Source organism: Streptomyces sp. NPDC014733, assembly GCF_043083385.1.
In the GTDB taxonomy this organism is placed as follows: Bacteria; Actinomycetota; Actinomycetes; order Streptomycetales; family Streptomycetaceae; genus Streptomyces.
Window position 1 is genome coordinate 170,369 of the sequence record NZ_JBIBYO010000013.1, and the last position, 24,132, is coordinate 194,500.

A 24,132-nucleotide genomic window follows, 5' to 3' on the forward strand; every position below is an offset into this window, starting at 1 on the left:
GAGGCGGCAGCGAGGGAGTTCACCGTCAGAACCTCTCCGGCTTGATGAGGGCGAGGACGAGATAGCCGAGCAGGGCGACGGCCACGAGCAGCCCGATCACGTTCTCGATGGTCTGGGCGCTCACAGCTTCGCCACCCCCTTGGCGATGACGGCCACCAGCGCGAAGACCGCGAGCGTGGTGACGACGAAGGCCACGTCGGCCATCGTGAACTCCTGGGAGGAAGGGACAAGAAGGACGACCGGGTGCGAACACCCGGCCGTGTGGACCTCTCGACGAAACCTCTTTTCGGCCATCCGCCGTAGGCCGTTGACGGGTCCCTTACGGCTCCGGGCTCGCTCTTGACGCGTCCCGTACGCCACCTTCGGCCACGGGCGGCGCGGGAGCGCCCCCGGGGCGGGGTACGAGCCTCGGAGCGCACTCCCCGCAACCGCGGCGCCGTCGCCCCGCCCGACCGTTTCCGCAGCTCAGGCCGTGGTGTCGGCTCACGACCGGGCGCCGCCGGGGACGGTCGGCGGCGGGCGGTGCGCCGCGGCCCCGGGGCGCGTATGGACTCCGTCAAGGTGTGCTCGGGGGCCGTCAGCGCCGTGTCAACGGGCCGTCCGGCGGGCGGTGGCGGGCCTAGCCTCGGCGGCATGGGACGACGTAGTACCCGCTCCGCCGTGCGGCCGGCGGCCGTCACCGTGCGGCCCCCGGAGCGCACCGCGACCGACGAGGACTGGCCCGCCGCGCTGCGCGACGCCGTGGTGAGCGGGGCCCTGCTGCTGGCGGCGCTGGTCGCCGTGGACGCCGTCGCCGGGAGCCTCGACGCGCTCCGCTGCGGGCTGTGGGCGGCGCTGGCGGTGGCGCTCTGCGGGCTGTTGCTGCCGCCGCGGGTGACCGCGGGTCAGGGCTGGCTGGCGGCCCGCGGTCCACTGCGGCGGCGGCTGGTCCGCACCGACCGGCTGGTGTCGGTGCGCTGGTCCGAAGGGGTCGCCCAGCGGCTGGTGCTGCGCGACGACGCGGGGCGGCGGCTGGTCCTCGACCCACGGGTGCTGCTCGCCAACCCGGCGCTCTGGCACCTCTTCGCGACCGGCGCCCGCACGGCGCAGACCTCCGGCGTGCTGCTGTGCGGCGCGACCGCGCTGCGGCAGCTGACCGAGCGCGCCGAGGGGGAGACCGCGCGGACGCTGCTCACGGGGAACGGTCCGGCGTAGGCGCGCCGCCCGCCGGCCCGGGGCCGTCGCCCGGCCCGGCGGCGCCGGGCGGCCGGGTGAGGCCGTAGCCGGTGGCGGGCACCCCGCGGCGGACCGCGCCCGCGCCCCGGACGGTGGGGCGGGCGTGCGCCGAGGAGGTCAGCTGCCAGGGCACGGACGTGACCATCACGCCGGGCGTGAACAGCAGCCGGCTCTTGAGCCACAGCGCCGTCTGGTTGTGCAGCAGGTTCTCCCACCAGCGGCCCACCACGTACTCGGGGATGAAGACGCCGACCACGTCCCGGGGGCTGGTGCGGCGGGCGTGGCGGACGTACGCGACGACCGGACCGGTGATCTCCCGGTACGGCGAGGCGACGACGGTCAGCGGCACATCCGTGTCGAGCCGCGCCCACTGCTCCTCCAGGCGGGCGGTGGCGGCGCGGTCCGCGTCGACGGTGAGCGCCTCCAGCCGGTCGGGGTGGAAGGCGCGGGCGTAGGCGAGGGCGCGCAGCGTCGGCTTGTGGACGTCGGCGACGAGGACGAGCGCCAGCACCCGGGGCGGCGGGGTGAGGTCGGCGCGCGGGTCGGTGACGGTCAGCTCCGCGGCGACCGCGTCGTAGTGGCGGCGGATCGCCCGCATCATCAGCCACAGCACCACCGCCGCGAGAACGGCGAGCCAGGCGCCCTGGAGGAACTTCGTCGCCAGCACGATGACCAGCACCAGTCCGGTGACGAGCGCACCGGTGGCGTTGACCACCCGCGCCAGGTGCCGGCGGCGGCGCAGCGCCGGGTCCGGGTCGGTGCGCAGCGCACGGTTCCAGTGCCGGACCATGCCGGTCTGGGAGAGCGTGAAGGAGGTGAACACCCCGAGGATGTAGAGGTGGATGAGGCGGGTGACGTCCGCCTTGAAGCCGAACAGCAGCAGCCCGGCGACGACGGCCAGCACGAGGATGCCGTTGGAGTACACCAGCCGGTCGCCGCGGCTGTGCAGCTGGGTCGGCAGGTAGCGGTCCTGCGCCAGGATCGAGGCGAGCAGCGGGAAGCCGTTGAAGGCGGTGTTGGCGGCGAGGATCAGGACCAGCGCGGTGGCCGCCTGCACGACGAAGAAGCCGACGGAGTGCGGTCCGCCGAAGACCGACGAGGCGAGCTGGGCGATGACGGTGCGCTGGGTGTACCCGGCACAGCCGGCGAGGCCGGTCAACCGGCAGGGATCCTGGACGATGTGGACCTTGGCGACGATCGCCAGGGTGGTGACCCCGGCGAACATCGTGACCGCGATGGCGCCCATCGCCGCCAGTGTGGCCGCCGCGTTGCGCGGCTTGGGCCGCCGGAACGCCGGGACGCCGTTGGAGATCGCTTCGACGCCGGTCAGCGCGGTACAGCCGGACGAGAAGGCGCGCAGCACCAGCATGACGAGGGCGAGACCGGTCAGCTGCGCCGAGCCCGGGGTGGGCGCGATGCCGTAGCGGGCGCTCTCGGCGACCGGCGCGTCCCCCATCAGGTACCGGATCAGCCCCGTCCCCACCATGATCAGGACGGCGCCGACGAAGAGGTACGTGGGGGTGGCGAAGGCGCGGCCGGACTCGCGGACGCCGCGCAGGTTCATCGCGGTCAGCAGCGCGACGAAGCAGAGCGCCAGCAGCACCCGGTGCCCGGCGAGCGCGGGCAGCGCGGAGATGACGTTGTCGACCCCGGAGGCGACCGACACCGCCACCGTCATCACGTAGTCGACCAGCAGCGACGCGGCCACCACCAGCCCCGACGACGGCCCCAGGTTGGTGGAGACCACCTCGTACGAGCCGCCGCCGCTCGGATAGGCGTACACGACCTGCCGGTACGAGAGGACGACCACGGTCATCAGGGCGACGACGGCGGCGGCGAGATACGGCGTGACGTACACGTAGGCGAGGCCGCCGAGGGTCAGGACGAGGAGGATCTCCTGGGTGGCGTACGCGACCGACGACAGCGGGTCGGAGGCGAAGACGGGCAGCGCGAGCCGTTTGGGCAACAGCGTCTCGCCCAGCTCCTCGCTCCGCCGGGCCCGGCCGAGGAGCAGGCGTTTGAACAGTCCGGTCACGGTGGCCACGGGGCGAGATTAGGCAGCGGTACGCCCCGGGCCGTGGCGGCGCGGGCGGGGCGACGGCGGATGGAGCAGCGCGGAGCGCCGGGCGGGCGCGGCGGGGCCCGGGCGCGGCGGACCGTGGGGGCGTGCGGCTCGCCGGCGGGGGGCGCGGGCCGCGGCGCCGCGGGCCTCCCGTCGTCAGGCCCTCCGGTACGGCTCCGCCGGGCGGGCGGGGCCGAGGCGGGGCCCGTAGCGGGACCACAGGGCGCGTTGGGCGGCGAGGGTGAGGGTGCCGGAGACCAGCATTCCGGCGATGTTGACGCCGAGCTGGACGAAGGAGGCGCCGACCTCGTCCCAGTGGCCAAGGGCGAGGGCGAGGGCGATGTTCCCGGCCGCCGGGACGGTCGTGACGGAGATGAAGACGCCGATCAGCGAGGACGACTTCCCGGCCGTCATCGACAGGATCCCGGCGGCCCCGGCGAGCACCGCCACGATGAACGACCAGCGGTCGGGGTGGACGATGAAGCCGGTCAGCGGCCGGGCGCCGAGCATGTCCGGGGTGATCCAGCCCAGCAGCCGGCTGACCACCGCACAGGCGAGCGTGACCGCCATGGCCGCCCCGAAGCCGACGGCGAGGGTCCGCACCGCGACCCCCGCCTGCCGGACGTCCCGCCGCAGCGCCGCGAAGCAGAGCGCCGCCAGCGGCCCGAACTCCGGCCCCAGGACCATCGCGCCGACGATCAGGATCGGCTGGTCCAGCAGCGCGCCGATCGCCGCGATCTGCGTGGCCAGCGTGAGGAAGGCGAGAAACGCCCAGGTCATCCGGGACTCGGCGGCGGTGCGGGCGGTGAGTTCGGCCCAGACGACGGCGTCGTCCGGATCGCCCGGCGCCGACGCCTCGGCGCGGTCGGCCGCCGCCGACACGGTCAGATCGAGCTGCTCGACGGTGATGCCGCCGCTCTCTTCGAGGCCGAGAGCCCGCAGCTGCGCGAGGACGTCGTTGGCGCCCTCCCGCGCCACGTCGAACTCGACGCAGTCACCGGGCGGCACACAGGCGGCGCCCGGCAGCCGGATGAGATGGGTGGCGGCCTCGCAGGCGGCGACGGTCCGCACCACCTCGTCGGCGCGATCGGCCGGGGAGATCACTCGTACGTGCAACACGGCGGTCATTGTGCCGCCCGGAGGCGGACGGGGTACGGGAAACGGCCCGGCCCGCCGGAAGGGGCGCGCGCCCGGCTCCCGGGCGCCCGGCTCCCGGGCGCCCGGCGCCCCCGCGCGCCCGGCTGCTCCCGCGCGCCCGGGCCGGGACGGCAGGCGGCGGGGCGCGCGCCCGCCCTGCGCGCGCCGGTGCCGGACCACGCCCGCCCCACCCCTGTCCCGTTCCCGACCGGCTGCCAGCACTCGTTCGATCCGTGGGAGGGGGGCACACTGAGGTGATCGGTCCGTTCGACGTACGGAGTGTTCAGATGGCCGTGCCACGACCGGAGCCGCCGGCGCCGATGACGGGCGTCGTCGCGGTCGTGATCGACGAGAACGGCCTGGTCACGCACTGGACGCGGTCCGCCGCGCAGCTGCTGGGCCATGAGCCGGACGCGGTGCTCGGCACGCCCGCCCGCGCGCTGGTCATGCCGCGGTCCGCACAGCCCGTCCCCCGTACGGGCGAACCGTCCGGCGTCCCAGGCGGCCGTGTCCTCCCGCTGCGCCACCGCGACGGGCACCCCGTCCCCGTATGGGTGCGGCTGCTGCCGCTGGCCGGTGCCGGGGTGCTCGCCCTGGGGCTTCCCGCGGAGGCGCTCACCACCTGGAGCGACGAGACGGCGGTGGGCCGGGCGCTGCTCGCCCAGGACCTGTGGCAGTTCACCGTGCACGGCTCCGACCTGCGGATCCGCCAGGCCAGCCCCGCGGTCGGCCGGGCCGGACGGCTGACCGCCGACGGCCACGACCCGCTGTGCGCGATGCCCGGCCTGGAGGGCGGCCGCACGGGTCAGGAGCTGCTGCGGCACGTGATGGACAGCGGCGAGCCGGTGGTGGACGCCTCGGGTGTGCTGCACTCCGAGACGCCCGGGAGCCAGGACCTGGTCTACTCGCTGACCGCGGCGCCGCTGTACGACCTGCGGGGCCGCCCGAACGGTGCGCTGACCTCGCTCGTCGACGTCACCGAGCGGTACCGCTCCGCGCGCCGCCTCGACCTCGTCTACCGGGCGACGCGGTCCATCAGCGGCAGTCTGGAGGTGGAGCGCACCGCCCAGGACCTGGTGGATCTGCTGGTGCCGTCGATGGGCGACCTGGCGGCGGTGGAGATCACGGAGGCGACGCTGCGCGGGGGCGAGCCGCCGCGCAGCGTGGCGGGCGTGCACGGCGACTTCCGGCGGCTGGCCGTCAAGCACGCGCACGGCCCCTGGCCGGAGGAGCTGATCCAGGCGGGCGAGATGCTCCCGGACATCCCCAACGGCCCCGGCTTCCGCGATCTGGAACGCGGCAAGGTCCTGGTCGTCAACGAACCGGACGCCTACGCCGCGATCCTCGGCAACGGCCCGGCGGTGCCGCGGATGGTGCCGGCGGAGCTGTGCGCGTCCATCGGGGCGGCGCTGGTCGCGCGGGGGCTGGTGCTCGGCTACGTCCAGGTCTACCGCGTGCGGCAGGGCGCCCCGTTCGACAGGCAGGACGCCAAGCTGCTCCAGGAGATCGTCAGCCGCGTCGCGCTCGGCATGGACAACGCCCGCCGCTACACCCGTGAGCACCGCATGTCGGTGATGCTCCAGAACAGCCTGCTGCCGCCGGTCTCCCGCTCCACCGCGGCGGCGGAGACCGCGGGCATCTACCTGTCGGCGGAGGGCGAGGCCGGGGTGGGCGGCGACTGGTTCGACGCGGTGCCGCTGTCGTCGCTGCGGACCGCGCTGGTGGTCGGCGACGTCATCGGTCACGGGCTGTCCGCGACCGCCACCATGGCGCGGCTGCGCACCGCCGTACAGACCCTCGCCGACCTCGATCTGAGCCCGGACGAGCTGCTGACCCGGCTGGACGACCTGGTGCACCGGATGGCGGAGGAGGCCGAGAACCCGGACACGATGGGCGCGTCGTGTCTGTACGCGGTCTACGACCCGGTGGACCGCCGGTGCCAGGTGGCGAGCGCCGGCCATCTGATGCCGGCGGTGGTGCATCCGGACGGCACGGCCCGGTTCATCCATGTCGCGCCGGGGCCGGGGCTCGGCGTCGGCGGGATGCCGTTCGAGGTGACGGAGGTGGAGATCCCGCCCGGCAGCGTGCTGGCGCTTTACACCAAAGGGCTGATCGAGGCGGAGCGCCGCGGCACCTCCGACTCGTTCGAGGACGCGGAGGCGGCGGTGCTGCGGCGGCTGGCCGAGGCGGCGGGCCCGGGGCGGTCGCTGGACACCATCGGGGAGGAACTGATCGCGCCGGTCCGCTCGGCGCCGCACCGCCCGGACGACATCACGGTGCTCCTCGCCCGCACCCGCGCGATCCCGGCGGCCTCCCTGGCCGCCTGGCAGTTCCCCGCCCGGCCCACCGCGGTCTCCCTCGCCCGCGAACTGGTCACCGGGCAGCTGACGGAATGGGGCCTGGACGCCCTGGTGTTCAGCACCGAACTGGTCATCAGCGAGCTGGTCACCAACGCCCTGCGCTACGCCCGCGGCCCGATCGGCGTCCGCCTCGTCCGCGACCAGGTCCTGGTCTGCGAGGTCACCGACTCCTCCAACAGCCAGCCCCGGCTGCGCCAGGCCCGCGACACCGACGAGGGCGGCCGCGGCCTCTTCCTCGTCGCCCAGCTGACCACCCGCTGGGGCAGCCGCTACGGCCCGACCGGCAAGACGGTGTGGACGGAGCAGGCGCTCGAAGGGGTGGAGGGCTGAACATGCCGCGCCGCTCCTGCGCGTACGCCACACAGGCCCGCGCCAGGGCCGCCACCTGGCCGCGCGGGGTGTCCGCACCCGCGACCGCGGCCCCGGACCGGGCGCCGAGGTCCTCGAAACCACGCCGGGCGACCGCCGAGAGCAGCGTCTGGTGGGTGGGGAGGTACCGGCGCGGCGCCCCGTGCGAGACCCCCGCCCGCCAGTGTCACCGAAGGCACGAACCGGCCCGCCCGCCCCGGCAGTTGCCGACGGCCCCCGGCCGTCCTCTCACCCCGCCGCCCCCACCCCGAAACACTCCTGCGCCCGTTCCGTCAGCAGGGCGATGAAGTCCGCGACCGCGGGCGTCGGGGTGCGGGCCGTGACGCGGGTCAGGCCGACGGTGCGGTGGGCCGCGGGTTCGTCCATCGGGAGGTCGACGAGGCCGGGGACGGCCACCGGGGAGGGCGGCAGTACCGCGACGCCCAGGCCCGCCGCGACGAAACCGCGGATGGTGGCGATCTCGGCGCCCTCGAACGCCACCCGGGGCGTGAATCCGGCGTCCGCGCAGAGGCCGTTGACCAGGCGGCGCAGGCCGTAGCCCGAGGTGGCCATGACGAAGTCCTCGTCGGCGGCATCGAGGAGACGGACCCGGGCGCGGCCGGCCAGCCGGTGGCCCGCGGGGACGACCAGCCGGAGCGGTTCGCGGGCGACCGGGACGGTGGTGATGCCCGCCTCGTCGGGCAGCGGGGACGTCAGGCAGAGGTCGACCTCCCCGGCGCGCAGCCGGGCCAGCAGCCCCTCGGCGTTGTCCTGCACCAGCTGGAACCGGGCCTGCGGATGGCGCTCGCGGAACCAGCTGACCAGCAGCGGTACGGGGGCGGTGCCGAGCGCGGGCAGGAAGCCGAGGGCGACGGTGCCGGGGGCGCCGGTGGCGAGCCGCAGCTCCTCGCAGCCGGTGGCGATCTCCTCCAGGCCCCGCTGGACGCGGGCGAGGAACGCCCGGCCGTGCCGGGTCAGCCGCAGCCCGCGCCCCTCGCGGTCGAAGAGCGGGGTGCCGACCGCCTTCTCCAGCCGGGCGATGCCGCGGCTGACCGTCGACTGCGGGGCGTCCAGCTCGTCGGCGGCGGCCGAGAGATGTTCCAGCCGGGCGACGGCCACGAACCGCACCAGGTCCGGGCAGACCGCCGCCAGCGGCCCGGCCGCCCGCGGACCGGGAAGGCCCCGCGCCCCCGGCAGCCCCGTCAGCTCGGGCAGCCCCCGCGGCTCCCACGGCGCCCGCCCGCCGGGGGCCGGCCCCGTACGACGTGCCCGCGCCGCTCCGTCCCCACCACCCTGCTCGCTCACCTGTTCCATATCCGGAACATACCTCGCCGATCCATGCATTGGACGCATCATTTGCCCCGTGCCTACCGTCGCCGGGTGACCGACGCAGCCGCGATACCCGCCGCCCACCTACGGGGCGCCCCCGGCTTCCGGCGCGCCACCGGTGCGCTCTTCGCGGCCGGGCTGACCACGTTCATGACGCTCTACTGCGTCCAGGCGCTGCTGCCCGCGCTCTCCTTCGACCTGCACCTGACCCCCGCCGCGTCCTCGCTGACCGTCTCCGTCTCGACCGCGTCGATGGCGCTCGCCGTGGTGCCGCTGACCGCCGTCTCCGACGCCTGGAGCCGGACCGGCATGATGACGCTCGCGCTGAGCTGCGCCGCCCTCCTCGGCATCGCCGCCGCCTTCGCCCCCAACTTCCCGGCGCTGCTGGTGATCCGCGTCCTCCAGGGCCTCTCCCTGGCCGGACTCCAGGCCACCGCGATGTCGTACCTCGCCGAGGAGGTGGACCGCTCCTCGCTGGGCCAGGCGATGGGCCTGTACGTCGCGGGCAACGGCATCGGCGGGATGGCGGGGCGGCTCGTCGCGGACGGGGTGCTGGAGGTGACCGGCAGCTGGCGGTGGGCGATCGGCGCGGTCGGGGTGGTCGCGGCGGTCTGCGCGGTCCTCTTCCGGCTGACCATCCCGGCGTCGGTCCGCTTCGTCCGCCGCGATCCGCGCCCGCGCGCGCTGGCCGCCGGGATCGGCCGGGCGCTGCCGGACAGCGGACTGCTGCGGCTCTACCTCATCGGCTTCGTCGCGATGGCCGCGTTCGTCACCGTCTACAACTACCTGGGCTTCCGCCTGATCGCGGCGCCCTTCCACCTCTCCCAGACCGCCGCCGGACTGCTCTTCGTGGCGTACGCGGCGGGGTCGTTCTCGTCGGCGGCGGCGGGCCGGCTCGTGGACCGGTTCGGCCGCCCGCGGGTGCTGATCCCGGCGCTGCTGACCACCGTCGCGGGGCTGGTGGTGATGCTCGTCCCGCACCTGGGCGCGGTCGTGCCGGGGCTGGTGGTCTTCACCGTCGGGTTCTTCGCCGCGCACGCGGTGGCCAGCGGCTGGGTCGGCGGCCGGGCCACCGCGCTGGGCGCGCAGGGCGCCGCCGTCTACCTCTTCTTCTACTACATGGGCAGCGCCGTCGGCGGCACGGTCGGCGGCGTCGCCTACTCCGCCGCCGCCTGGCCGGGCGTCACGCTCTACTGCCTCGGCCTGATCGCCCTGGCCCTGCTCAGCGCCGTCACGCTGCGGCGGCTGCGCCCGGCCGCCCGGCCGGAGCCCGCCGGGGAGCGGACGCCCGGGGCGGCCGCGACGGCGGCACCGGAGACGGAACGGGGCGCCTGAGCGCGCACCCGTCTCACCGGCGGCTCACCGGGGGGACGGTGCGCCCGCCGGCACTCCCGCGGCCCTCCGCGCCGCCAGCGCCGCCAACGCCTCCGGGGCGCCCGCCTGGCCGCGGACTCCGGGGAAGGCGTTGATGTCGACGATGACGGGGGCGCCGCCGCCCGCGTCCAGGAGGTCGACACCGTAGACGTCGAGGGCGAAGACCTCGCCGACGCGGTGCACCACCTCCGCCCATCCGCAGGGGAGTTGACCCGGTGCGACGGTGGTGGTGGCGCCACGCCCGCCCGGGGCCAGTTCCGAGCGGCGGACGGCGGCGAAGAGCCGGCCGTCGATCGCCCACAGCTTGTGGTCCCAGCCGGCGTTCGGGGTGAACTCCTGGACCACGACGGGCTCATCGGGCCAGGCCGCGGCGAGCCGGCGCAGGTCGGCGGCGGTGTCGGCGCGGGCGACGAGGTCGCCGCGGCGGCTGCGGCGGCTCTTGACGACCAGCGGGGCGGGCGGCTCCCCGGCCGCCGCCAGCGGCCCGAGCCGGTCCAGCGTCCGGGTCGCCGCGAACGGCAGGCCCGCCGCCCGCGCCAGCTCCGCCATCTCCGTACGGTCCTGGCACCGCGCGGTCGCCGCCGCGGAGTTGACCACTGCGGCGCCCTCCCCCTCCAGCCGCGCGGCGAGCGCCAACGCGCGCGGCGTGTGCGCCTTGAGGAGATAGACATCGGCGCGCGGGACCCCGGGCGCCTCCGGGCCCTCCGCATCCGGGTCGTACGCCACCACCGTGCCCCGCTCGGCCCACAGTGCCGAGGCCGCCGCCAGCAGCGGATGGCCGGGCTTGTCCGTCAGCAGACAGACCCGCACCGCACCCCTCCCGTATCCCATCCTGACCTCATCCCACCGGACCCGGCCGCCACTCCGGCGCCGGGCCCCTCTCCTCGTCCGACCTCGTCCCCGCGCCTCCGCGCCGTTCCGCACGGCCGACGCACCACTCCCACGACGACCGACGCCCCCCGGCAGTTCCGCCCCCGCCGGCCGCGGCCCCCGGATACCGTGCCCCCACCCACCCACCAGGAGCCCCCATGACCAGCAAGCCCCCCAGGAACGGCGCCCCGCACGGCACGGGTGCGCCCGGCGCCGGAAAGCCCCCGGGCGCGCCGCCCGGCGCCCCCCGCCCCGCCTCGTTCGACGAGCTCGACCGGAAGATCGTCGCGGCGCTCATCGACAACGCCCGGACCAGCTTCGCGGAGATCGGTACGGCCGTCGGGCTCTCCGCCACCGCGGTCAAACGGCGGGTCGACCGGCTCCGTGACGCCGAGGTGATCACCGGGTTCACCGCGACCGTGCGGCCCTCGGCGCTGGGGTGGCGGACCGAGGCGTACGTCGAGGTGTACTGCGACAGCGCGGCGCCGCCCCGGCGGCTGGCCGAGGTGGTCCGCAACCACCCGGAGATCGCCGCCGCGATGACCGTCACCGGCGCCGCCGACGCGCTGCTGCACGTCCGGGCCACCGATGTCGCGCACTTCGAGGAGGTGCTGGAGCGGATCCGCGACGAACCCTTCATCCGGAAGACGATCAGCTATCTCGTGCTGTCCCATCTGCTGCCGGACTCCGCGGAGGCGGGCGCCCGCCGGGCGGCCCCCGACGACCCACCGGCCGACGCAACGATCCTTCCCTGAGGGCTCTGATCACGCAGCGATGCTGCGTCCTCGCGCAGCATGTTCGTCTTGTCCCGCGCATCGGGCGCTCCCTACCGTGGAGACGTATCCGGCAGTCCCGCGGTCGCCCGCCGCGGGCCGACCGGTCGTGCCCCGTAAGAAGCGGAGGTTCTGCCGTGCCGACGAGTCATGCGCCCGCCCCGATGAGCCACGAGCCCGCACCGCCCACCGCGCCCGCCGCCGGAACGGCCGTGGCGACGCCCGGCAGCCCCACCGGCCCGGCCACCCCGGCCGGCCACCTCGCCCCCACCGCCGCGGACGCCGCCCTGCGCGCCACCGTCGACGCGCTCCCCGCGCCGCGCCGCACCGCCCGGCCGCGCCGCTTCCTGATGTGCCCGCCGGACCACTTCGACGTCCGCTACGCCATCAACCCCTGGATGAGCGGCGACGCCCCCGTCGACACCGTGCGCGCCGCCCGGCAGTGGGAGACGCTGGCCGCCGCCTACCGGGCGCACGGCCACACCGTCGACACCGTGACGCCCGAACCGGACCTGCCCGACATGGTCTTCGCCGCCAACGCGGCGCTCTGCCTGCACGGCAAGGTCTTCGGCTCGTCGTTCCACGCCCCGGAGCGCCGCCCGGAGTCCGCCGCGTACGAGAAGTGGTTCGCGGCGGACGGGCAGGCGGTGCGCCGCCCGGAGTCGTCGTGTGAGGGCGAGGGCGATCTGGTGCCGGTCGGCGGGCTGATCCTGGCCGGTACGGGCTTTCGCACCAGCCGCGCGGCGCACGCCGAGATCCAGGAGTTCTTCGGCGTCCCCACGGTCGCCCTCCAGCTGACCGACCCGTACTTCTACCACCTCGACACCGCGCTGTTCGCCCTCGACGACGAGAACGTCGCGTACCTCCCCGAGGCGTTCTCGGCGGGCAGCCGGCAGGTGCTGGAGCGGCTGTTCCCGCGGGCGGTGCGCGCCTCCCGCGACGACGCGATGGCGTTCGGCCTCAACTCCGTCTCCGACGGCCGTCATGTCTTCGTCGCCCCGCAGGCCACCGGGCTCGTCGACCGGCTGGCCCAGGAGGGCTATGTCCCCGTCCCCGTCGACCTGTCGGAGTTCCACAAGGCCGGCGGCGGCATCAAGTGCTGCACCCAGGAGATCCGCTGATGACCGCTCCCGTACAGACCGGCCCCGCCTCCGGTGCCGCCGCCTCCTCCGCGTCCGTGATCGCCGCCGAGGCGCCCGTCCTCGCGCACAACTACCACCCGCTGCCGGTGGTCGTGGCGCGCGCCGAGGACGTCTGGGTCGAGGACGTCGAGGGCCGCCGCTACCTCGACATGCTGGCCGGCTACTCCGCCCTCAACTTCGGCCACCGCCACCCGGCGCTGACCGCCGCCGCCCACCGCCAGCTCGACGCGCTGACGCTGACCTCGCGCGCCTTCCACCACGACAAGCTCGCCTCCTTCGCCGCCGGGCTCGCCCGCCTCACCGGCCTGGACATGGTCCTGCCGATGAACACCGGCGCCGAGGCGGTGGAGAGCGGCATCAAGCTGGCCCGCAAGTGGGCGTACGAGGTCAAGGGCGTCCCGGCCGACCGGGCGACGATCGTGGTGGCCGCGGACAACTTCCACGGCCGCACCACCACGATCGTCAGCTTCTCCACCGACCCGGTCGCCCGCGACGGCTTCGGCCCGTTCACCCCGGGCTTCCGGATCGTCCCGTACAACGACCTGGCCGCCCTGGAAGCGGCGATCGACGAGACCACCGCCGCGGTGCTGATCGAGCCGATCCAGGGCGAGGCCGGCGTCGTGATCCCGGACGACGGCTATCTCACCGGCGTCCGCGAGCTCACCCGGCGCCACGGCTGCCTCTTCGTCGCCGACGAGATCCAGTCCGGGCTGGGCCGCACCGGCCGCACCCTCGCCGTCGACCACGAGGACGTCGTCCCGGACGTCCTGCTGCTGGGCAAGGCGCTCGGCGGCGGCATCGTGCCGGTCTCCGCCGTCGTCGCCCGGCGCGACGTGATGGAGGTGCTGCGCCCCGGCGAACACGGCTCGACGTTCGGCGGCAACCCGCTCGCCGCCGCGGTCGGTTCGGCCGTCGTCGGCCTGCTGGCCACCGGCGAGTACCAGCGCCGCGCCGCGGAGCTGGGCGAGGTGCTGCGCGAGGGCCTGGCCGCCCTCACCGGCCGCGGCGTCGTCGCGTTCCGCTCCCGCGGCCTGTGGGCGGGCATCGACATCGACCCGTCCCTCGGCACCGGCCGCCACATCAGCGAACTCCTGCTGGCCGAAGGCATCCTCGTCAAGGACACCCACGGCTCCACCATCCGCCTCGCCCCGCCCCTGACGATCACCCGCGAGGACCTGGAGTCGGCGCTCGGATCGCTGGCGAAGGTGCTGGGGTAGCCCCGGTTCGTACGAACGGACGCGGCCCGGCGGGTGATCTCCGCCGGGCCGTACCGCTGCCAATATCAGGTCTGCTGCCGGGGCCGCGTTCGGTTTCCGGCAGCGCTCGGCGGCGCGGGCATTCCTGCGCTCAGGCCGCGTGGGCGGTGAAGACAACGGTCGAGGTGCCGCTGTCGAGCGCGATGTTGAGAGAGGCGTCCAGGGCGTCGGCGAGCCGTGCCAGGAGCGGAAGGGTGGGGACCGTGCCCCCGAGTTCGAGCTTCGAGATCTGCGGCTGGGTCATCCTCGCTCGTTCGGCGAGTTCACTCTGCGAGATCCCCAGCTCCGTCCGACGGTCGTACACGGCCTGTCCCAGGTCGAAGGCGAGGCGGATCTCACTGCGCATCGCCTCGGCCTCGGATGCATCGGCGTCGCCTTCGGACATCCTTCGGTCACGCGCGACCTTCCATCGGGCGTGGTTCATCGTCCCTCTCCCCTCGACATCTCACGGGTGAACTCGTCATGAGCGGTGTGCCCCTCTGCCGCACAGCGCTCCCGCGCCTGCTGGGCCCGCTTCACCTCAGCGTCTTCGCGCATACGGGTCTTGCGGAACACCGTCAGGAAGACGATGCGCCGCCCCGGCGCAAGCCAATAGGTCATCCGAACGGCGTCGCCGTCATGCCCGAGGTGAAACCGGAGCTCCCGTAACCCCTTGCCCAAATGGCGGGAGTACGGCTCACCCAGGGTCGTAGGGGAGGCCAGGAGGCGTTCGGCGATGTGCTCGGCGTGCAGGTAGCCACGGTCGGACAGGGTGTCCAGCCAGTGTCGGACCTCGGGTTCGATCTCGATCTCCCAGGCATCGGCCATATAGTGAAGTGTATATCCACCAGTGTGGCCGAGCAGAGACGGAATTCCGGCGCCGTACTGCTGCCCCGCTCCGCCCGCCCGCCCGCGTCAAAGTCAGGTAATGCCCGTCCCCGGGTCCGCTCCGGCGCGGGTAAAGGGCCTGGCCGGGGGCTAAGGTCGGCTGCAGGACCAGCAAGGCGAGGGGGAAGCCGTCGATGGCGCGGGACGAGGCCGTGATCGGCTGCATCGGGGTGCTGCTCATCGGCACCCGGGGCGAGGCCGGGCCCGGTGAGGTCCAGGTGCGGATCAGGGGCGGGTCCGAGACGTTTCTGGCCTGGTCGGCGGAGCCCCTGGCGACCGGCACGGAGGTGCTGGTGATCGCCTCGCGCGGCACCCGGCAGGTGGATGTCCTCGCCTGGTCCGATCCGTTGGACGCGCTGAACGGTTAGGGAGCCTCCGTGCGCGTGCGCCCCGCGCCGCGGACCGCCCCCGGGCCGGCGGCGCCGGTTGAGGAGACGAGAGATGTTCGGTTACCGCGTACCGGCCCCGGATGAGGCCATGTTGATCTCGGGCGGTCGGCGGGGGCACGGCGACGCCCCGTTCCGCGTGGTGATCGGCCACGGAAAGTTCGTGCTGCCGGTCTTCCGCAAGACCCGGTTCCTGACGTTGGCGATGTGCGAGTCGGAGGTCGCCGAGACCTGTGTGACGAAACAGGGCATCGCGCTGACCGTGCGCGCCGTGATCGCGTTCAAGGTCGGCAACGACACCGAGTCGATCGTCAACGCCGGACAGCGCTTCCTGTCCGACCAGGACCAGATGTCCGTGCTGACCGGCCGGATCTTCGCCGGCCATCTGCGGTCCATCATCGGCTCGATGACCGTCGAGGAGATCGTCACCGAGCGGCAGAAACTCGCCACCGAGGTGCTGGAGACCTCGAAGACGGAGATGGCCAAGATCGGCCTGATCGTCGACTCGTTGCAGATCCAGTCGATCGACGACGGCGAGACCGGATACATCGAGGCGATGTCCGCGCCGCACAAGGCCGCCATCCAGCGGCAGGCGCAGATCGCGCAGGCCAAGGCCACCCAGGCGTCGGCCGAGGCGCAGCAGGAGGCGGCGCGGAACCAGGCCGAGTACTCCCGGCAGACCGCGGTGGTCCAGGCGCAGTACAACGCCGAGGTCGACCGGGCCCAGGCGCAGGCCGCACAGGCGGGCCCGCTGGCCGAGGCGCACGCCCAGCAGGAGGTGCTGGCCGCCCGTACGGAGCTGGCCGAGCGGGCCGCGTCACTGCGCCAGCAGGAGCTGGTGGCGGAGGTCGTCAAGCCGGCCGAGGCGGAGGCGGAGCGGATCCGGCTGCTGGCGCTGGCCGACGCGGAGCGGATGAAGATCCAGGCGGAGGCGGCGGCGTCGTACGACCGGGTGGCGCTGGACCGGATGCTGATCGATCAGCTGCCGCAGATCGTCAAGGAGGCGTCGGCGGGCCTGTCCGGCGCCAACGTCAACGTCCTGAACGGCGCGGACGGCCTCGGCGAGATCGCCGCCGGTCTGGTCGGCCAGGGCCTGACCATCCTCGACTCGGTCCGCCGCAACCTGGGCGCGCCCGAGACCACCGGCGAGCAGTCCGGCGACGCCCGTCCCCGTACGGGCGCCTCGGCCGACGCCCGCCGCCCGGAGGACGACGGCCGGATCGGGATCGAGTAGCCGGGAAGCCGCCGGTCGGCCGGTGAGAAGCCGCTGACCGGCACCGTTCGGCCCCGTACGGGTCTTTCCGTACGGGACCGAGCCCTGTGCGGGGCCCGTACGGGGCCCGGCCTCGCGCACCGCCGGGCCCCTGCGGGACCGCGCCCGCCTCGGACCGGTCCCCTACGGGCGGGCCCCGCCGGGGCCGCCGCTCACCCCTCTCCCGCCTCCCGCTCCCGTACGTGCTCGGTGAGCCGGTTCAGGACCTCGGCGGTGATTGCCACGTCACGGGGGTCGAACCCGTCGAGGGCCTGGTGGAGGGTGTGCTGGCGGGCGCCCTGGAGGCGGCCCAGGACCGTGCGGCCGTGCTGGGTGATGGCGACCAGGCGGGCCCGCCGGTCGAGCGGGTCCGGGGTGCGGGCGACGAGTTCTTCCGCCGCCAGCCGGCCGATCTGGCGGGTGACATGGGACGGCTCGACCATCAGGTGGTCCGCCAGATCGCCGACCCGGCTCACGCCCCCGACGCCCTCCAGCGCCATCAGCAGCCACAGGTCCGACCGACGGGCCGAGACCCCGGCCCGCTCGGCGAGGCGTTCGTGCGCCTGGGAGCGGGTGAGCAGGTAGGACAGCATGACCAGCGCGCGTTGCAGCGCGACGACGGGGTCCTGGTCCGGGGCGGGATCCGACATGCAGGAACCCTAGCGGTCCCCCGCCAACCGCCCCTTACCGCACGGGAATCGGCCACCGTCGAAGCGGCCGGAATGCACTCTTACGCCCCTGGCGCGGGCGCGTTAGCGTGGCCTCGATAGTTGCTTTAGTCAGGTAACAGTCGGAGCGCGGGCACCACCGCGACCGGTCGGCCGACCCCCCGCGCCGGCCGGTCGCCGCCCGCGCGCCGATGGCGTCACCCGCACCGTTCACCGCGGCGCCCCGTGCCCGAACGTGGAAGGACCCGCCATGACGACCGCACCCCACACCGCCCCCGCAACGACCTCGGCCCCCTTCGCCGTCCCCGCGACCCGCGCACCCGGCTGCCCCTTCGACCCGGCGCCCGCCGTCGACCGTGCCCGACAGGAGGCGCCGGTCACCCGGGCCACCCTGTGGGACGGCTCGCCCGTCTGGCTGGTCACCCGCCACCAGGACGTCCGCGAGGTGCTGGGCGACCCGCGGTTCAGCGCGGACACCAAGCGCCCCGGGTTTCCCTTCCTCACCGCCGGCACCCGGGTGCTCGCCGAGGACAGCTCGTTCAGCTTCATCCGCAAGGACGACCCGGAGCACGCCCGGCTGCGCCGGATGCTGACCGCCGACTTCATGATCAAGAAGGTGGAGGCGATGCGGCCGCAGGTGCAGGAGATCACCGACGACCTCCTGGACCGGATGACCGACGGCCGCACCTCCGCCGACCTCGTCGCGGAATTCGCCCTGCCGCTGCCGTCCCTGGTGATCTGCCTGCTGCTCGGCGTCCCGTACGAGGACCACTCCTTCTTCCAGGACCGCAGCCGCGTACTCCTCAGCCTCCGCTCCACCCCTGACGAGGTCCGCACCTCGCAGCGCGAACTCCTCGACTACCTCACGCGGTTGGCGGCGAAGAAGCGCGAGGAGCCGGACGACGGGATCATCAGCCGGCTCGTCGCCCGCGGTGAACTCTCCGACGAGGCCATCGCCGGGATGGGCCGGCTGCTGCTCATCGCCGGTCACGAGACCACCGCGAACATGACCGCCCTCGGCACCCTCGCGCTGCTGCGCAACCCGTCCCAGCTGGAACTGCTGCGTGCCGAACCCTCCCTGATCAAGGGCGCGGTGGAAGAGTTGCTGCGCTATCTGACGATCGTCCACAACGGCGTACCGCGCACCGCCACCGAGGACGTCACGGTCGGCGGGACCACCATCCGGGCGGGCGAGGGCGTGCTCTGCACCCTGAACGCCGCCAACCGCGACGAGGCCGTCTTCCCCGGCGGCGACAGCCTCGACGTGACCCGCGACGCCCGCCTCCACGTCGCGTTCGGCTTCGGCATCCACCAGTGTCTGGGCCAGCCGCTGGCCCGCATCGAGATGCAGATCGCCCTGGAGACGCTGCTGCGCCGGCTGCCGGACCTGCACCTCGCGATCCCCTTCGAGGAGGTCCCGTTCCGCCACGACATGGGCATCTACGGCGTCCACGCCCTCCCGGTCGGCTGGTGACCAAGAGCCCTCCGGCCCCGCGTCCCGCCGACCCTTCCGGCGCGTACGGCACTTCGGCCGTGCGCGCCACCGACCGAACCACCGGTCCACCGACCCACCGGCACCGGGCGGCCCGCCGCCCGGCCCCACCCGAGGAGCAACCCCATGCGCGTCACCGTCGACCAGGACAAGTGCTGCGGCGCCGGTAGCTGTGTGCTGTCCGCCCCGGACGTCTTCGACCAGCGCGAGGAGGACGGCATCGTCGTCCTCCTCGACGCCCGGCCCCGCGCCGAGCTGCACGAGGCGGTCCGCGAGGCCGCCGCGGTCTGCCCCGCGGCCGCCATCGCCCTGGAGGAGGCCACCGAACGCGTCTGACCGGGCGGGGCGGGCCGCCCCCGGCGGCCCGCCCCGCCGCGTCCGAGAGGAGTCGCGATGACCTTGCGGCACGCCGTGCTCGCCGCACTGCTGGACGGGGAGTGCAGCGGCTACGAACTGGCCAAGGAGTTCGACACCCGCGTCGCCAACTTCTGGTACGCCCGCCCCCAGCAGCTCTACACCGAACTCTCCGGGCTGGAGCGGGACGGCCTGGTCACCGGCCGTCAGGTGGTGCAGGAGATGCGCCCGAACAAGCGGCTGTTCACGGTCACCGAGGCGGGCATCGGCGAGCTGCACCGGTTCGCCGCCGCCACCGTCCGGCCGTCCTTCCTCCGCGACGACCTGCTGGTCAAGGTGCAGGCCGTGGACCGGTTACCGGCCGCCCCGGTGATCGCCCAGCTCACCGAGCGGGCCCGGATCGCCGCCGGGCGCACCGAGATCTTCGACCGGGTCCTGGAACGGCTCCGCGGCGATCTCGACGAGGCCACCTTCCTCCTCCGCGGCACCCGTATCGGCCCGTATCTGACCTGTCTGCGCGGCCTCGCCTTCGAACGCGAGACCCGCGCCTGGTGCGAACGGATCGCGGCGGTGCTCCGCAGCCGGGAGACGGCGGCGCGCCCGGCGACGTGACGCCGCGCGCCCGCCGGCGGAACAGGGGGCTCCCCACCGCCCGGTCGGGGCACCCTCGCCGCACGCGCCGGGCCCCGCCACCGCACGGCTGTCGGGCCCCGCACTCCTTCGTGTGAGGCGCCCCGGGGGCGCACATCTCCCCGCCCGGTGTGGGCAGTTCCTCCCGGCACGCGCCCCGCTACGGGGTGCGTCCGTTCCCCGGAAGGAAACACCCATGCGCCTTCGCCACTCCGTGGCCGCCGCCCTCGGTGCCCTCGCGCTCACCGTCGCCCTGCCCGCCTCCGCCGCCCAGGCGGCGACCGGCTCGTTCACGTACCTCGTCGACGCCCAGGACGGCGCCGTGCACGAGGGGACCCTGGCGGATCCGCCGAGCGGGGTCTGCCTGACACTGCCCGAGGTCGCGCAGGACTGGGTGGCGCCCGCGCACACCCCGCGCAACGACACCGACGACTTCGTGACGGTCTTCACCGGCGCGGGCTGCGACGGCGACTCCTTCACCCTCCGCCCGGACGGCGGCCACGCCACCGACCGGCTCAAGCTCCGCTCGGTGCTCTTCCACCGCCGCTAGACCTACGGCCGCGGCTGCGCGTCGTCCCCGGTCCGCGTCCCGTCCTCCGCCCCCTCCGGGCGGGGCCGGGCCGGCTCCAGGGACCAGGAGGCGAGCAGCCGCAGCGACTGCGCGGACGGCGAGCCGGGCTCCGCGTGGTAGGCGATCAGCTGCTGACCGGGGTCGGCGGGCAGGCTCAGCGTCTCGTACGCGAGGGTCAGCCGGCCGACCACCGGATGCCGCAGCACCTTCGTGCCGAACCCCTTGTCCTGGACGTCGTGCGCGGCCCACAGCCGCCGGAAGTCCTCGCTCTTGAGGGAGAGCTCGCCGATCAGCGAGGCGAGCGCCGGATCGTCCGGGTGGCGTCCGGCGTCCCGCCGCAGGTAGCCGACGACGTCGGCCGCCTTGGCCTCCCAGTTCTCGTACAGCGCGCGGGCCGCCGGGTCCAGGAAGACCTGCCAGGCGAGGTTGCGCTCCTTGCGCGGCAGCGCGGGGAAGTCGCCGAGCAGCGCGCAGGCCAGACCGTTCCAGGCGATGATGTCGAGCCGCCGCCCGATGACGTACGCGGGCACCGCGTCCATCGTGTCCAGCAGCTGCTGGACGGCGGGCCGCACCCGCTGCGGGCGGACGGCGGGGCGGGCCCGGCGGCGCGGCACCGGGCGGGCGAGGTGGGCGAGGTGGTCGCGCTCCGCGCCGGTCAGCCGCAGCGCGTCGCCGATCGCGTCCAGTACCGCGGCGGAGACGTTGCCGACCCGGCCCTGCTCCAGCCGGATGTAGTACGCGACGCTGACCCCGGCCAGCTGCGCCAGCTCCTCCCGCCGCAGCCCGGGCACCCGCCGTCTGCCGTACTCGGGCAGCCCGACGTCCCCCGGCCGCAGCCGGGCCCGCCGCGAGCGCAGGAACTCGCTCAATTCGGTGCGCTGGTCCATACCCGAAGTATGCGTACGGACCGCCGCACCGGGAAAAGCGTCCGGGTCCCGCTGGGTGTCCCTCCCGGTGGTAGGAACGCCGGTCATACGTTGCAGGGGGCACTGGCTACGCTCCGGCCGCCCTTGCATCCTCGGGAGCATGACCCACACCTCTGTCGCCGCGTACGCCGCGCCCGCACCGAAGGCACCGCTGGAGCGGACCACCATCCCGCGCCGCGAGCTGGGTGCCCACGACATCCTGATCGACATCAAGTTCGCCGGAATCTGCCACTCCGACATCCACACCGCCCGCGCCGAATGGGGCGAGGGCGGCCACTTCCCGCTCGTTCCCGGCCACGAGATCGCCGGTGTCGTCGCCGCGACCGGCTCCGCCGTCACCCGCTACGCGGTGGGCGACCGCGTCGGCGTCGGCTGCTTCGTCGACTCCTGCCGCGAGTGCGAGAACTGCCGCGCCGGTATCGAGCAGTACTGCACCGGTGACCTGGGCAACGTCGGCACGTACAACGCCGTCGGGCGGGACGGCGAGCCCACCCAGGGCGGCTACTCCACCCACCTCGTGGTGGACGAGAACTACGCCCTGCGCATCCCCGAGAGCATCCCGCTGGACGCCGCGGCGCCGCTGCTGTGCGCCGGGATCACGGTCTACTCGCCGCTGGCCCACTGGCAGGCGGGCCCCGGCAAGAAGGTCGCCGTGGTCGGCCTCGGCGGTCTCGGCCACATGGGCGTCAAGATCGCGCACGCGATGGGCGCCGAGGTGACGGTGCTCAGCCAGTCGCTGCGCAAGAAGGACGACGGTCTTCGCTTCGGCGCCGCCGACTACCGCGCGACCTCGGACCCGGACACCTTCAAGGAACTGGCCGGCACCTTCGACCTGATCATCAACACGGTCTCCGCCGACCTCGACCTCAACGCCTACCTCTCGCTGCTGCGCACCGACGGCACCCTCGTCCAGCTCGGCGCCCCGGAGAAGCCGCTGACCGTCGCGCCGTTCGCGCTGATCGGCGGGCGCCGGTCGTTCGCCGGTTCGCTGATCGGCGGCATCCGCGAGACGCAGGAGATGCTCGACTTCTGCGGTGAGCACTCCCTCGCCGCCGACATCGAGGTGATCAGCGCCGACCGCATCAACGAGGCGTACGAGCGCGTCCTCGCCAGCGATGTGCGCTACCGCTTCGTGATCGACACGTCGACGATCTGACCTGACGCAACGGGTCGTACGGGAGCGGCGGGCCGCCGCTCCCGTACGACCTCAGGGAGGCAGGACTTTATATTTCACATCGTACAGAGCCCCGCCGCCCTCGAATCTCTTCGACAATTCCCCCACATTGACTTCGTCACGCCTGAGGAATATCGACCCCAGGGAAATTGGGTTCCCCGGCTGGTTCACCGCTTTCAGCGTGAGTTCGACGTCACCGTCGCCGAAGGGCACGAAGACATCCTCGCTGTCCAGGTCCAACGCATCACCTTGACGCACGGTAATGAGACCGGAAGAGGGGAAGAACTGGAAGTCTCCCCTGGTCAGGACCACCCTGTCCTGATGGTCAGGGGATTGGGTCTTTTCTACGTCGAGTTCCAGAAGCTTGCCGAGAGGAAAGTCCATGAGATGCTCCCGCCGCTCTCGAACGAGTCTCTCGTTGGCGTAAGCGCCAGCATGCTACTAATCCACCGTCACCCACGCTACGCTTCACGAGCAAGCTCAGCAATCGCTGCACCCGAGCCCCCTCCACCGCGCGCCAAGAATTCTTTCCGAAAAAGCCCCGCCCGGCCTCGAACTCAGGAGGCCGAACGGGGCTTTCGCCGTACGCGGCCCGGCTCAGGCGCGGAACGCGTCCGCCTTCACGCCCGCGACGAAGGACGCGAAGGCGGTGGCGTCGACGCTCAGCGCCGGGCCCTGCGGGTCCTTGGAGTCACGGACGGGCACGGTGCCACGCGAGGCGACGAGGTTGGCGGCGACCTCGATGCAGTTGCCGCCGTTGTTGCTGTACGAGGACTTGAACCAACGGGGGAATTCGGTCGTCACGGGGTGCCCTTTCTCAACTGGCTAATCATGGCCACGGTTTCCGCCTGGGAGAGCGCTTGGGCCTGTAGTTGATGGTAGGTCGTCAGGACGGGCATGACGGACGTGGATTCACGGTCGACGAACCCTTGAGCCTGAGACTCCGCGTAGTACATGACGGACCGGTCGGCCATGGTCAGCAGGTTCACCGGCAGGTCGAACGGTCGGTGCTCTCCTATGTTGAACGGCGCCACCTGGAGAACCGTATTGGGCCGGCCGGCGAACTCGATGAGCCTGTCGAGCTGCGCCTCCATGACCTCGTCCCCGCCGACCCAGCGCCGGATGCAGCTCTCGTCCATCACCACCATCACCATGGGCGGGCGGGACCGCTCCAGCGCTGCTTGGCGCTCCGCGAGGAAATCAACGCGTTCCAGCGCCTGTTCGGGCGAGATGGCGCCCCGGCGCACGGAGCTCTCCGCCAACACTCGTGCGTACTCCGGCGTCTGCATCAGTCCGGGAATGATCCCGATCTCGTACAGCCGCAACTCCACCGCCCGCCCCTCGTACCCCACGTACTCCGGGAAGCCCTCCAACAGGGAGCCCTGCCGGAGTTCGCGCCACTGGCGCACGAAGGTATCCGCACCCTCCAGGCCGAATGCCCCGTCCGCGCTACGCGAAAGGCGCAGAGTGGGAGGCTTGCGCGCGGTTTCCACAGCCGAGATGTGGACGCTGGAATAGCCCATGTGCTCGGCCAGATCGTCCTGTGTCCAGCCGCGCGACTCCCGCAGGCTGCGCAGACGGGCGCCGTAAGCCGCCCTGAGCGACGCGTCCGGGTTCAACTCCTTGCGATTCAAGGGCTCTCACCAACCTTCCATCCTCTTCCGGCTCGGTTGAACGACCTCCGACGCTAGGCCAGCCTGAACCTCCCTGGTAGTGGAATGACTACAGAGAGGAACCTTCGTGTCTGTCGAACGGGAGTCCGGAAAGCGCGATCAGGTCCCGTACCGCCCGGCAGTCGGTGAACTCGTCGCGGACGCCGAGCGGCGCTGTCTCGGGATCGCCAAGGGGGAACTGGCGGGGGCGTGGTCGCTGCGGTCGCTGACGGGCGGTGTGGAGTGGGTGGTCGACGCGGCGCACATCCGTCGTGCGTCGCGTGCCGAGCGGTT

At 73.6% G+C, this 24,132-nt stretch carries 27 protein-coding genes and 1 pseudogene; 14 read left to right on the forward strand and 14 right to left on the reverse strand.

What is annotated here, in order from left to right; genetic code table 11:
* Positions 1 to 25: 25 nt before the first annotated feature.
* Together kdpF and ACF1BH_RS25635 are read right to left on the reverse strand one after the other, a co-directional pair.
* On the reverse strand, positions 26 to 124 hold the full coding sequence (gene kdpF / locus ACF1BH_RS25630; protein WP_391646003.1) for a K(+)-transporting ATPase subunit F: 99 nt from the start codon (positions 122 to 124) through the stop codon (positions 26 to 28).
* The gene (locus ACF1BH_RS25635) at positions 121 to 294 is read right to left on the reverse strand and encodes a hypothetical protein (RefSeq protein WP_391646005.1); all 174 of its coding nucleotides are present in this window, start codon (positions 292 to 294) and stop codon (positions 121 to 123) included. Before ACF1BH_RS25635 ends, kdpF begins: the two co-directional genes overlap by 4 nt.
* Positions 295 to 633: 339 nt before the next feature.
* On the opposite strand from ACF1BH_RS25635, the gene ACF1BH_RS25640 reads away from it, so the two are divergent.
* Positions 634 to 1,194, forward strand: a complete 561-nt coding sequence (locus tag ACF1BH_RS25640) for a hypothetical protein (RefSeq protein ID WP_391646007.1) — start codon at positions 634 to 636, stop codon at positions 1,192 to 1,194.
* Here ACF1BH_RS25640 and ACF1BH_RS25645 read toward each other — a convergent pair.
* Both ACF1BH_RS25645 and ACF1BH_RS25650 read right to left on the reverse strand, forming a co-directional pair.
* A complete protein-coding gene (locus ACF1BH_RS25645; RefSeq protein WP_391646009.1) occupies positions 1,172 to 3,259 on the reverse strand; it encodes an APC family permease in 2,088 nt (695 codons plus the stop codon). The two genes, ACF1BH_RS25640 and ACF1BH_RS25645, sit on opposite strands and share 23 nt — an antisense overlap.
* A 174-nt stretch (positions 3,260 to 3,433) precedes the next feature.
* Positions 3,434 to 4,405, reverse strand: a complete 972-nt coding sequence (locus ACF1BH_RS25650) for a DUF389 domain-containing protein (protein ID WP_391646011.1) — start codon at positions 4,403 to 4,405, stop codon at positions 3,434 to 3,436.
* Between the two features lie 296 nt (positions 4,406 to 4,701).
* Between ACF1BH_RS25650 and ACF1BH_RS25655 the strand changes: the two genes are divergently transcribed.
* Complete coding sequence (locus tag ACF1BH_RS25655; RefSeq protein WP_391646013.1) at positions 4,702 to 7,104, forward strand: SpoIIE family protein phosphatase; 2,403 nt, start codon at positions 4,702 to 4,704, stop codon at positions 7,102 to 7,104.
* Here the strand turns inward: ACF1BH_RS25655 and ACF1BH_RS25660 are convergent.
* Positions 7,103 to 7,303, reverse strand: a pseudogene (locus ACF1BH_RS25660) (TetR/AcrR family transcriptional regulator); the annotation flags it as partial. The gene ACF1BH_RS25655 and the pseudogene ACF1BH_RS25660 overlap by 2 nt on opposite strands.
* A gap of 68 nt (positions 7,304 to 7,371) precedes the next feature.
* Positions 7,372 to 8,436: a LysR family transcriptional regulator gene (locus tag ACF1BH_RS25665; protein WP_391646015.1), complete on the reverse strand. Its 1,065-nt coding sequence runs from the start codon at positions 8,434 to 8,436 to the stop codon at positions 7,372 to 7,374.
* Positions 8,437 to 8,502: 66 nt separating this feature from the next.
* On the opposite strand from ACF1BH_RS25665, the gene ACF1BH_RS25670 reads away from it, so the two are divergent.
* Positions 8,503 to 9,786 (forward strand): MFS transporter, encoded by a 1,284-nt coding sequence (locus ACF1BH_RS25670; protein WP_391646017.1) that lies wholly within the window; start codon positions 8,503 to 8,505, stop codon positions 9,784 to 9,786.
* Positions 9,787 to 9,810: 24 nt separating this feature from the next.
* Here the strand turns inward: ACF1BH_RS25670 and ACF1BH_RS25675 are convergent, their stop codons facing one another.
* Positions 9,811 to 10,635 (reverse strand): RimK family alpha-L-glutamate ligase, encoded by an 825-nt coding sequence (locus ACF1BH_RS25675; protein WP_391646070.1) that lies wholly within the window; start codon positions 10,633 to 10,635, stop codon positions 9,811 to 9,813.
* 218 nt (positions 10,636 to 10,853) lie between these two features.
* On the opposite strand from ACF1BH_RS25675, the gene ACF1BH_RS25680 reads away from it, so the two are divergent.
* From ACF1BH_RS25680 to rocD, 3 genes are all read left to right on the forward strand, one after another.
* Positions 10,854 to 11,450, forward strand: a complete 597-nt coding sequence (locus ACF1BH_RS25680) for an Lrp/AsnC family transcriptional regulator (protein ID WP_391646019.1) — start codon at positions 10,854 to 10,856, stop codon at positions 11,448 to 11,450.
* 368 nt (positions 11,451 to 11,818) lie between these two features.
* Positions 11,819 to 12,589, forward strand: coding sequence for a dimethylargininase (gene ddaH, locus ACF1BH_RS25685; protein WP_391646072.1), 771 nt, complete (start codon positions 11,819 to 11,821; stop codon positions 12,587 to 12,589).
* The gene (gene rocD / locus ACF1BH_RS25690; protein ID WP_391646021.1) at positions 12,589 to 13,827 is read left to right on the forward strand and encodes an ornithine--oxo-acid transaminase; all 1,239 of its coding nucleotides are present in this window, start codon (positions 12,589 to 12,591) and stop codon (positions 13,825 to 13,827) included. Before ddaH ends, rocD begins: the two co-directional genes overlap by 1 nt.
* A 130-nt stretch (positions 13,828 to 13,957) precedes the next feature.
* On the opposite strand, the gene ACF1BH_RS25695 is transcribed toward rocD, so the two are convergent.
* The gene (locus ACF1BH_RS25695; protein ID WP_391646023.1) at positions 13,958 to 14,290 is read right to left on the reverse strand and encodes a helix-turn-helix domain-containing protein; all 333 of its coding nucleotides are present in this window, start codon (positions 14,288 to 14,290) and stop codon (positions 13,958 to 13,960) included.
* A complete protein-coding gene (locus ACF1BH_RS25700; RefSeq protein ID WP_391646025.1) occupies positions 14,287 to 14,673 on the reverse strand; it encodes a type II toxin-antitoxin system RelE/ParE family toxin in 387 nt (128 codons plus the stop codon). Before ACF1BH_RS25700 ends, ACF1BH_RS25695 begins: the two co-directional genes overlap by 4 nt.
* A gap of 194 nt (positions 14,674 to 14,867) precedes the next feature.
* Here ACF1BH_RS25700 and ACF1BH_RS25705 point away from each other — a divergent pair, with 194 nt between their 5' ends.
* Together ACF1BH_RS25705 and ACF1BH_RS25710 are read left to right on the forward strand one after the other, a co-directional pair.
* On the forward strand, positions 14,868 to 15,101 hold the full coding sequence (locus tag ACF1BH_RS25705; RefSeq protein WP_391646027.1) for a hypothetical protein: 234 nt from the start codon (positions 14,868 to 14,870) through the stop codon (positions 15,099 to 15,101).
* 73 nt (positions 15,102 to 15,174) lie between these two features.
* Positions 15,175 to 16,353, forward strand: a complete 1,179-nt coding sequence (locus ACF1BH_RS25710; RefSeq protein WP_391646029.1) for a flotillin family protein — start codon at positions 15,175 to 15,177, stop codon at positions 16,351 to 16,353.
* Between the two features lie 191 nt (positions 16,354 to 16,544).
* On the opposite strand, the gene ACF1BH_RS25715 is transcribed toward ACF1BH_RS25710, so the two are convergent.
* A complete protein-coding gene (locus ACF1BH_RS25715; RefSeq protein ID WP_391646031.1) occupies positions 16,545 to 17,021 on the reverse strand; it encodes a MarR family winged helix-turn-helix transcriptional regulator in 477 nt (158 codons plus the stop codon).
* Between the two features lie 268 nt (positions 17,022 to 17,289).
* Here ACF1BH_RS25715 and ACF1BH_RS25720 point away from each other — a divergent pair, with 268 nt between their 5' ends.
* The 4 genes from ACF1BH_RS25720 (at position 17,290) to ACF1BH_RS25735 (ending at position 20,065) form a co-directional block, all read left to right on the forward strand.
* Positions 17,290 to 18,513, forward strand: coding sequence for a cytochrome P450 (locus tag ACF1BH_RS25720; protein ID WP_391646033.1), 1,224 nt, complete (start codon positions 17,290 to 17,292; stop codon positions 18,511 to 18,513).
* 144 nt (positions 18,514 to 18,657) lie between these two features.
* Entirely contained in the window at positions 18,658 to 18,867 is a 210-nt protein-coding gene (locus ACF1BH_RS25725; RefSeq protein WP_391646035.1) for a ferredoxin, read from the forward strand.
* A 57-nt stretch (positions 18,868 to 18,924) separates the two neighbouring features.
* Positions 18,925 to 19,497, forward strand: a complete 573-nt coding sequence (locus ACF1BH_RS25730) for a PadR family transcriptional regulator (protein ID WP_030285957.1) — start codon at positions 18,925 to 18,927, stop codon at positions 19,495 to 19,497.
* Between the two features lie 214 nt (positions 19,498 to 19,711).
* Positions 19,712 to 20,065, forward strand: coding sequence for a hypothetical protein (locus ACF1BH_RS25735; protein WP_391646038.1), 354 nt, complete (start codon positions 19,712 to 19,714; stop codon positions 20,063 to 20,065).
* Positions 20,066 to 20,067: 2 nt separating this feature from the next.
* On the opposite strand, the gene ACF1BH_RS25740 is transcribed toward ACF1BH_RS25735, so the two are convergent.
* Entirely contained in the window at positions 20,068 to 20,973 is a 906-nt protein-coding gene (locus ACF1BH_RS25740) for a helix-turn-helix transcriptional regulator (protein WP_391646040.1), read from the reverse strand.
* Between the two features lie 139 nt (positions 20,974 to 21,112).
* Here ACF1BH_RS25740 and ACF1BH_RS25745 point away from each other — a divergent pair, with 139 nt between their 5' ends.
* Positions 21,113 to 22,168, forward strand: a complete 1,056-nt coding sequence (locus tag ACF1BH_RS25745; RefSeq protein WP_391646042.1) for an NAD(P)-dependent alcohol dehydrogenase — start codon at positions 21,113 to 21,115, stop codon at positions 22,166 to 22,168.
* A 51-nt stretch (positions 22,169 to 22,219) separates the two neighbouring features.
* Here ACF1BH_RS25745 and ACF1BH_RS25750 read toward each other — a convergent pair whose 3' ends face one another.
* The 3 genes from ACF1BH_RS25750 to ACF1BH_RS25760 all read right to left on the reverse strand — a co-directional run bounded on the left by ACF1BH_RS25750 (position 22,220) and on the right by ACF1BH_RS25760 (position 23,820).
* On the reverse strand, positions 22,220 to 22,570 hold the full coding sequence (locus tag ACF1BH_RS25750) for a hypothetical protein (RefSeq protein WP_391646044.1): 351 nt from the start codon (positions 22,568 to 22,570) through the stop codon (positions 22,220 to 22,222).
* A 213-nt stretch (positions 22,571 to 22,783) separates the two neighbouring features.
* On the reverse strand, positions 22,784 to 22,990 hold the full coding sequence (locus ACF1BH_RS25755) for a DUF397 domain-containing protein (RefSeq protein WP_391646046.1): 207 nt from the start codon (positions 22,988 to 22,990) through the stop codon (positions 22,784 to 22,786).
* On the reverse strand, positions 22,987 to 23,820 hold the full coding sequence (locus ACF1BH_RS25760; protein WP_391646048.1) for a Scr1 family TA system antitoxin-like transcriptional regulator: 834 nt from the start codon (positions 23,818 to 23,820) through the stop codon (positions 22,987 to 22,989). Before ACF1BH_RS25760 ends, ACF1BH_RS25755 begins: the two co-directional genes overlap by 4 nt.
* Positions 23,821 to 23,926: 106 nt before the next feature.
* On the opposite strand from ACF1BH_RS25760, the gene ACF1BH_RS25765 reads away from it, so the two are divergent.
* Positions 23,927 to 24,132: hypothetical protein (locus ACF1BH_RS25765; protein ID WP_391646050.1), on the forward strand; the 206-nt coding region annotated here is incomplete at its 3' end.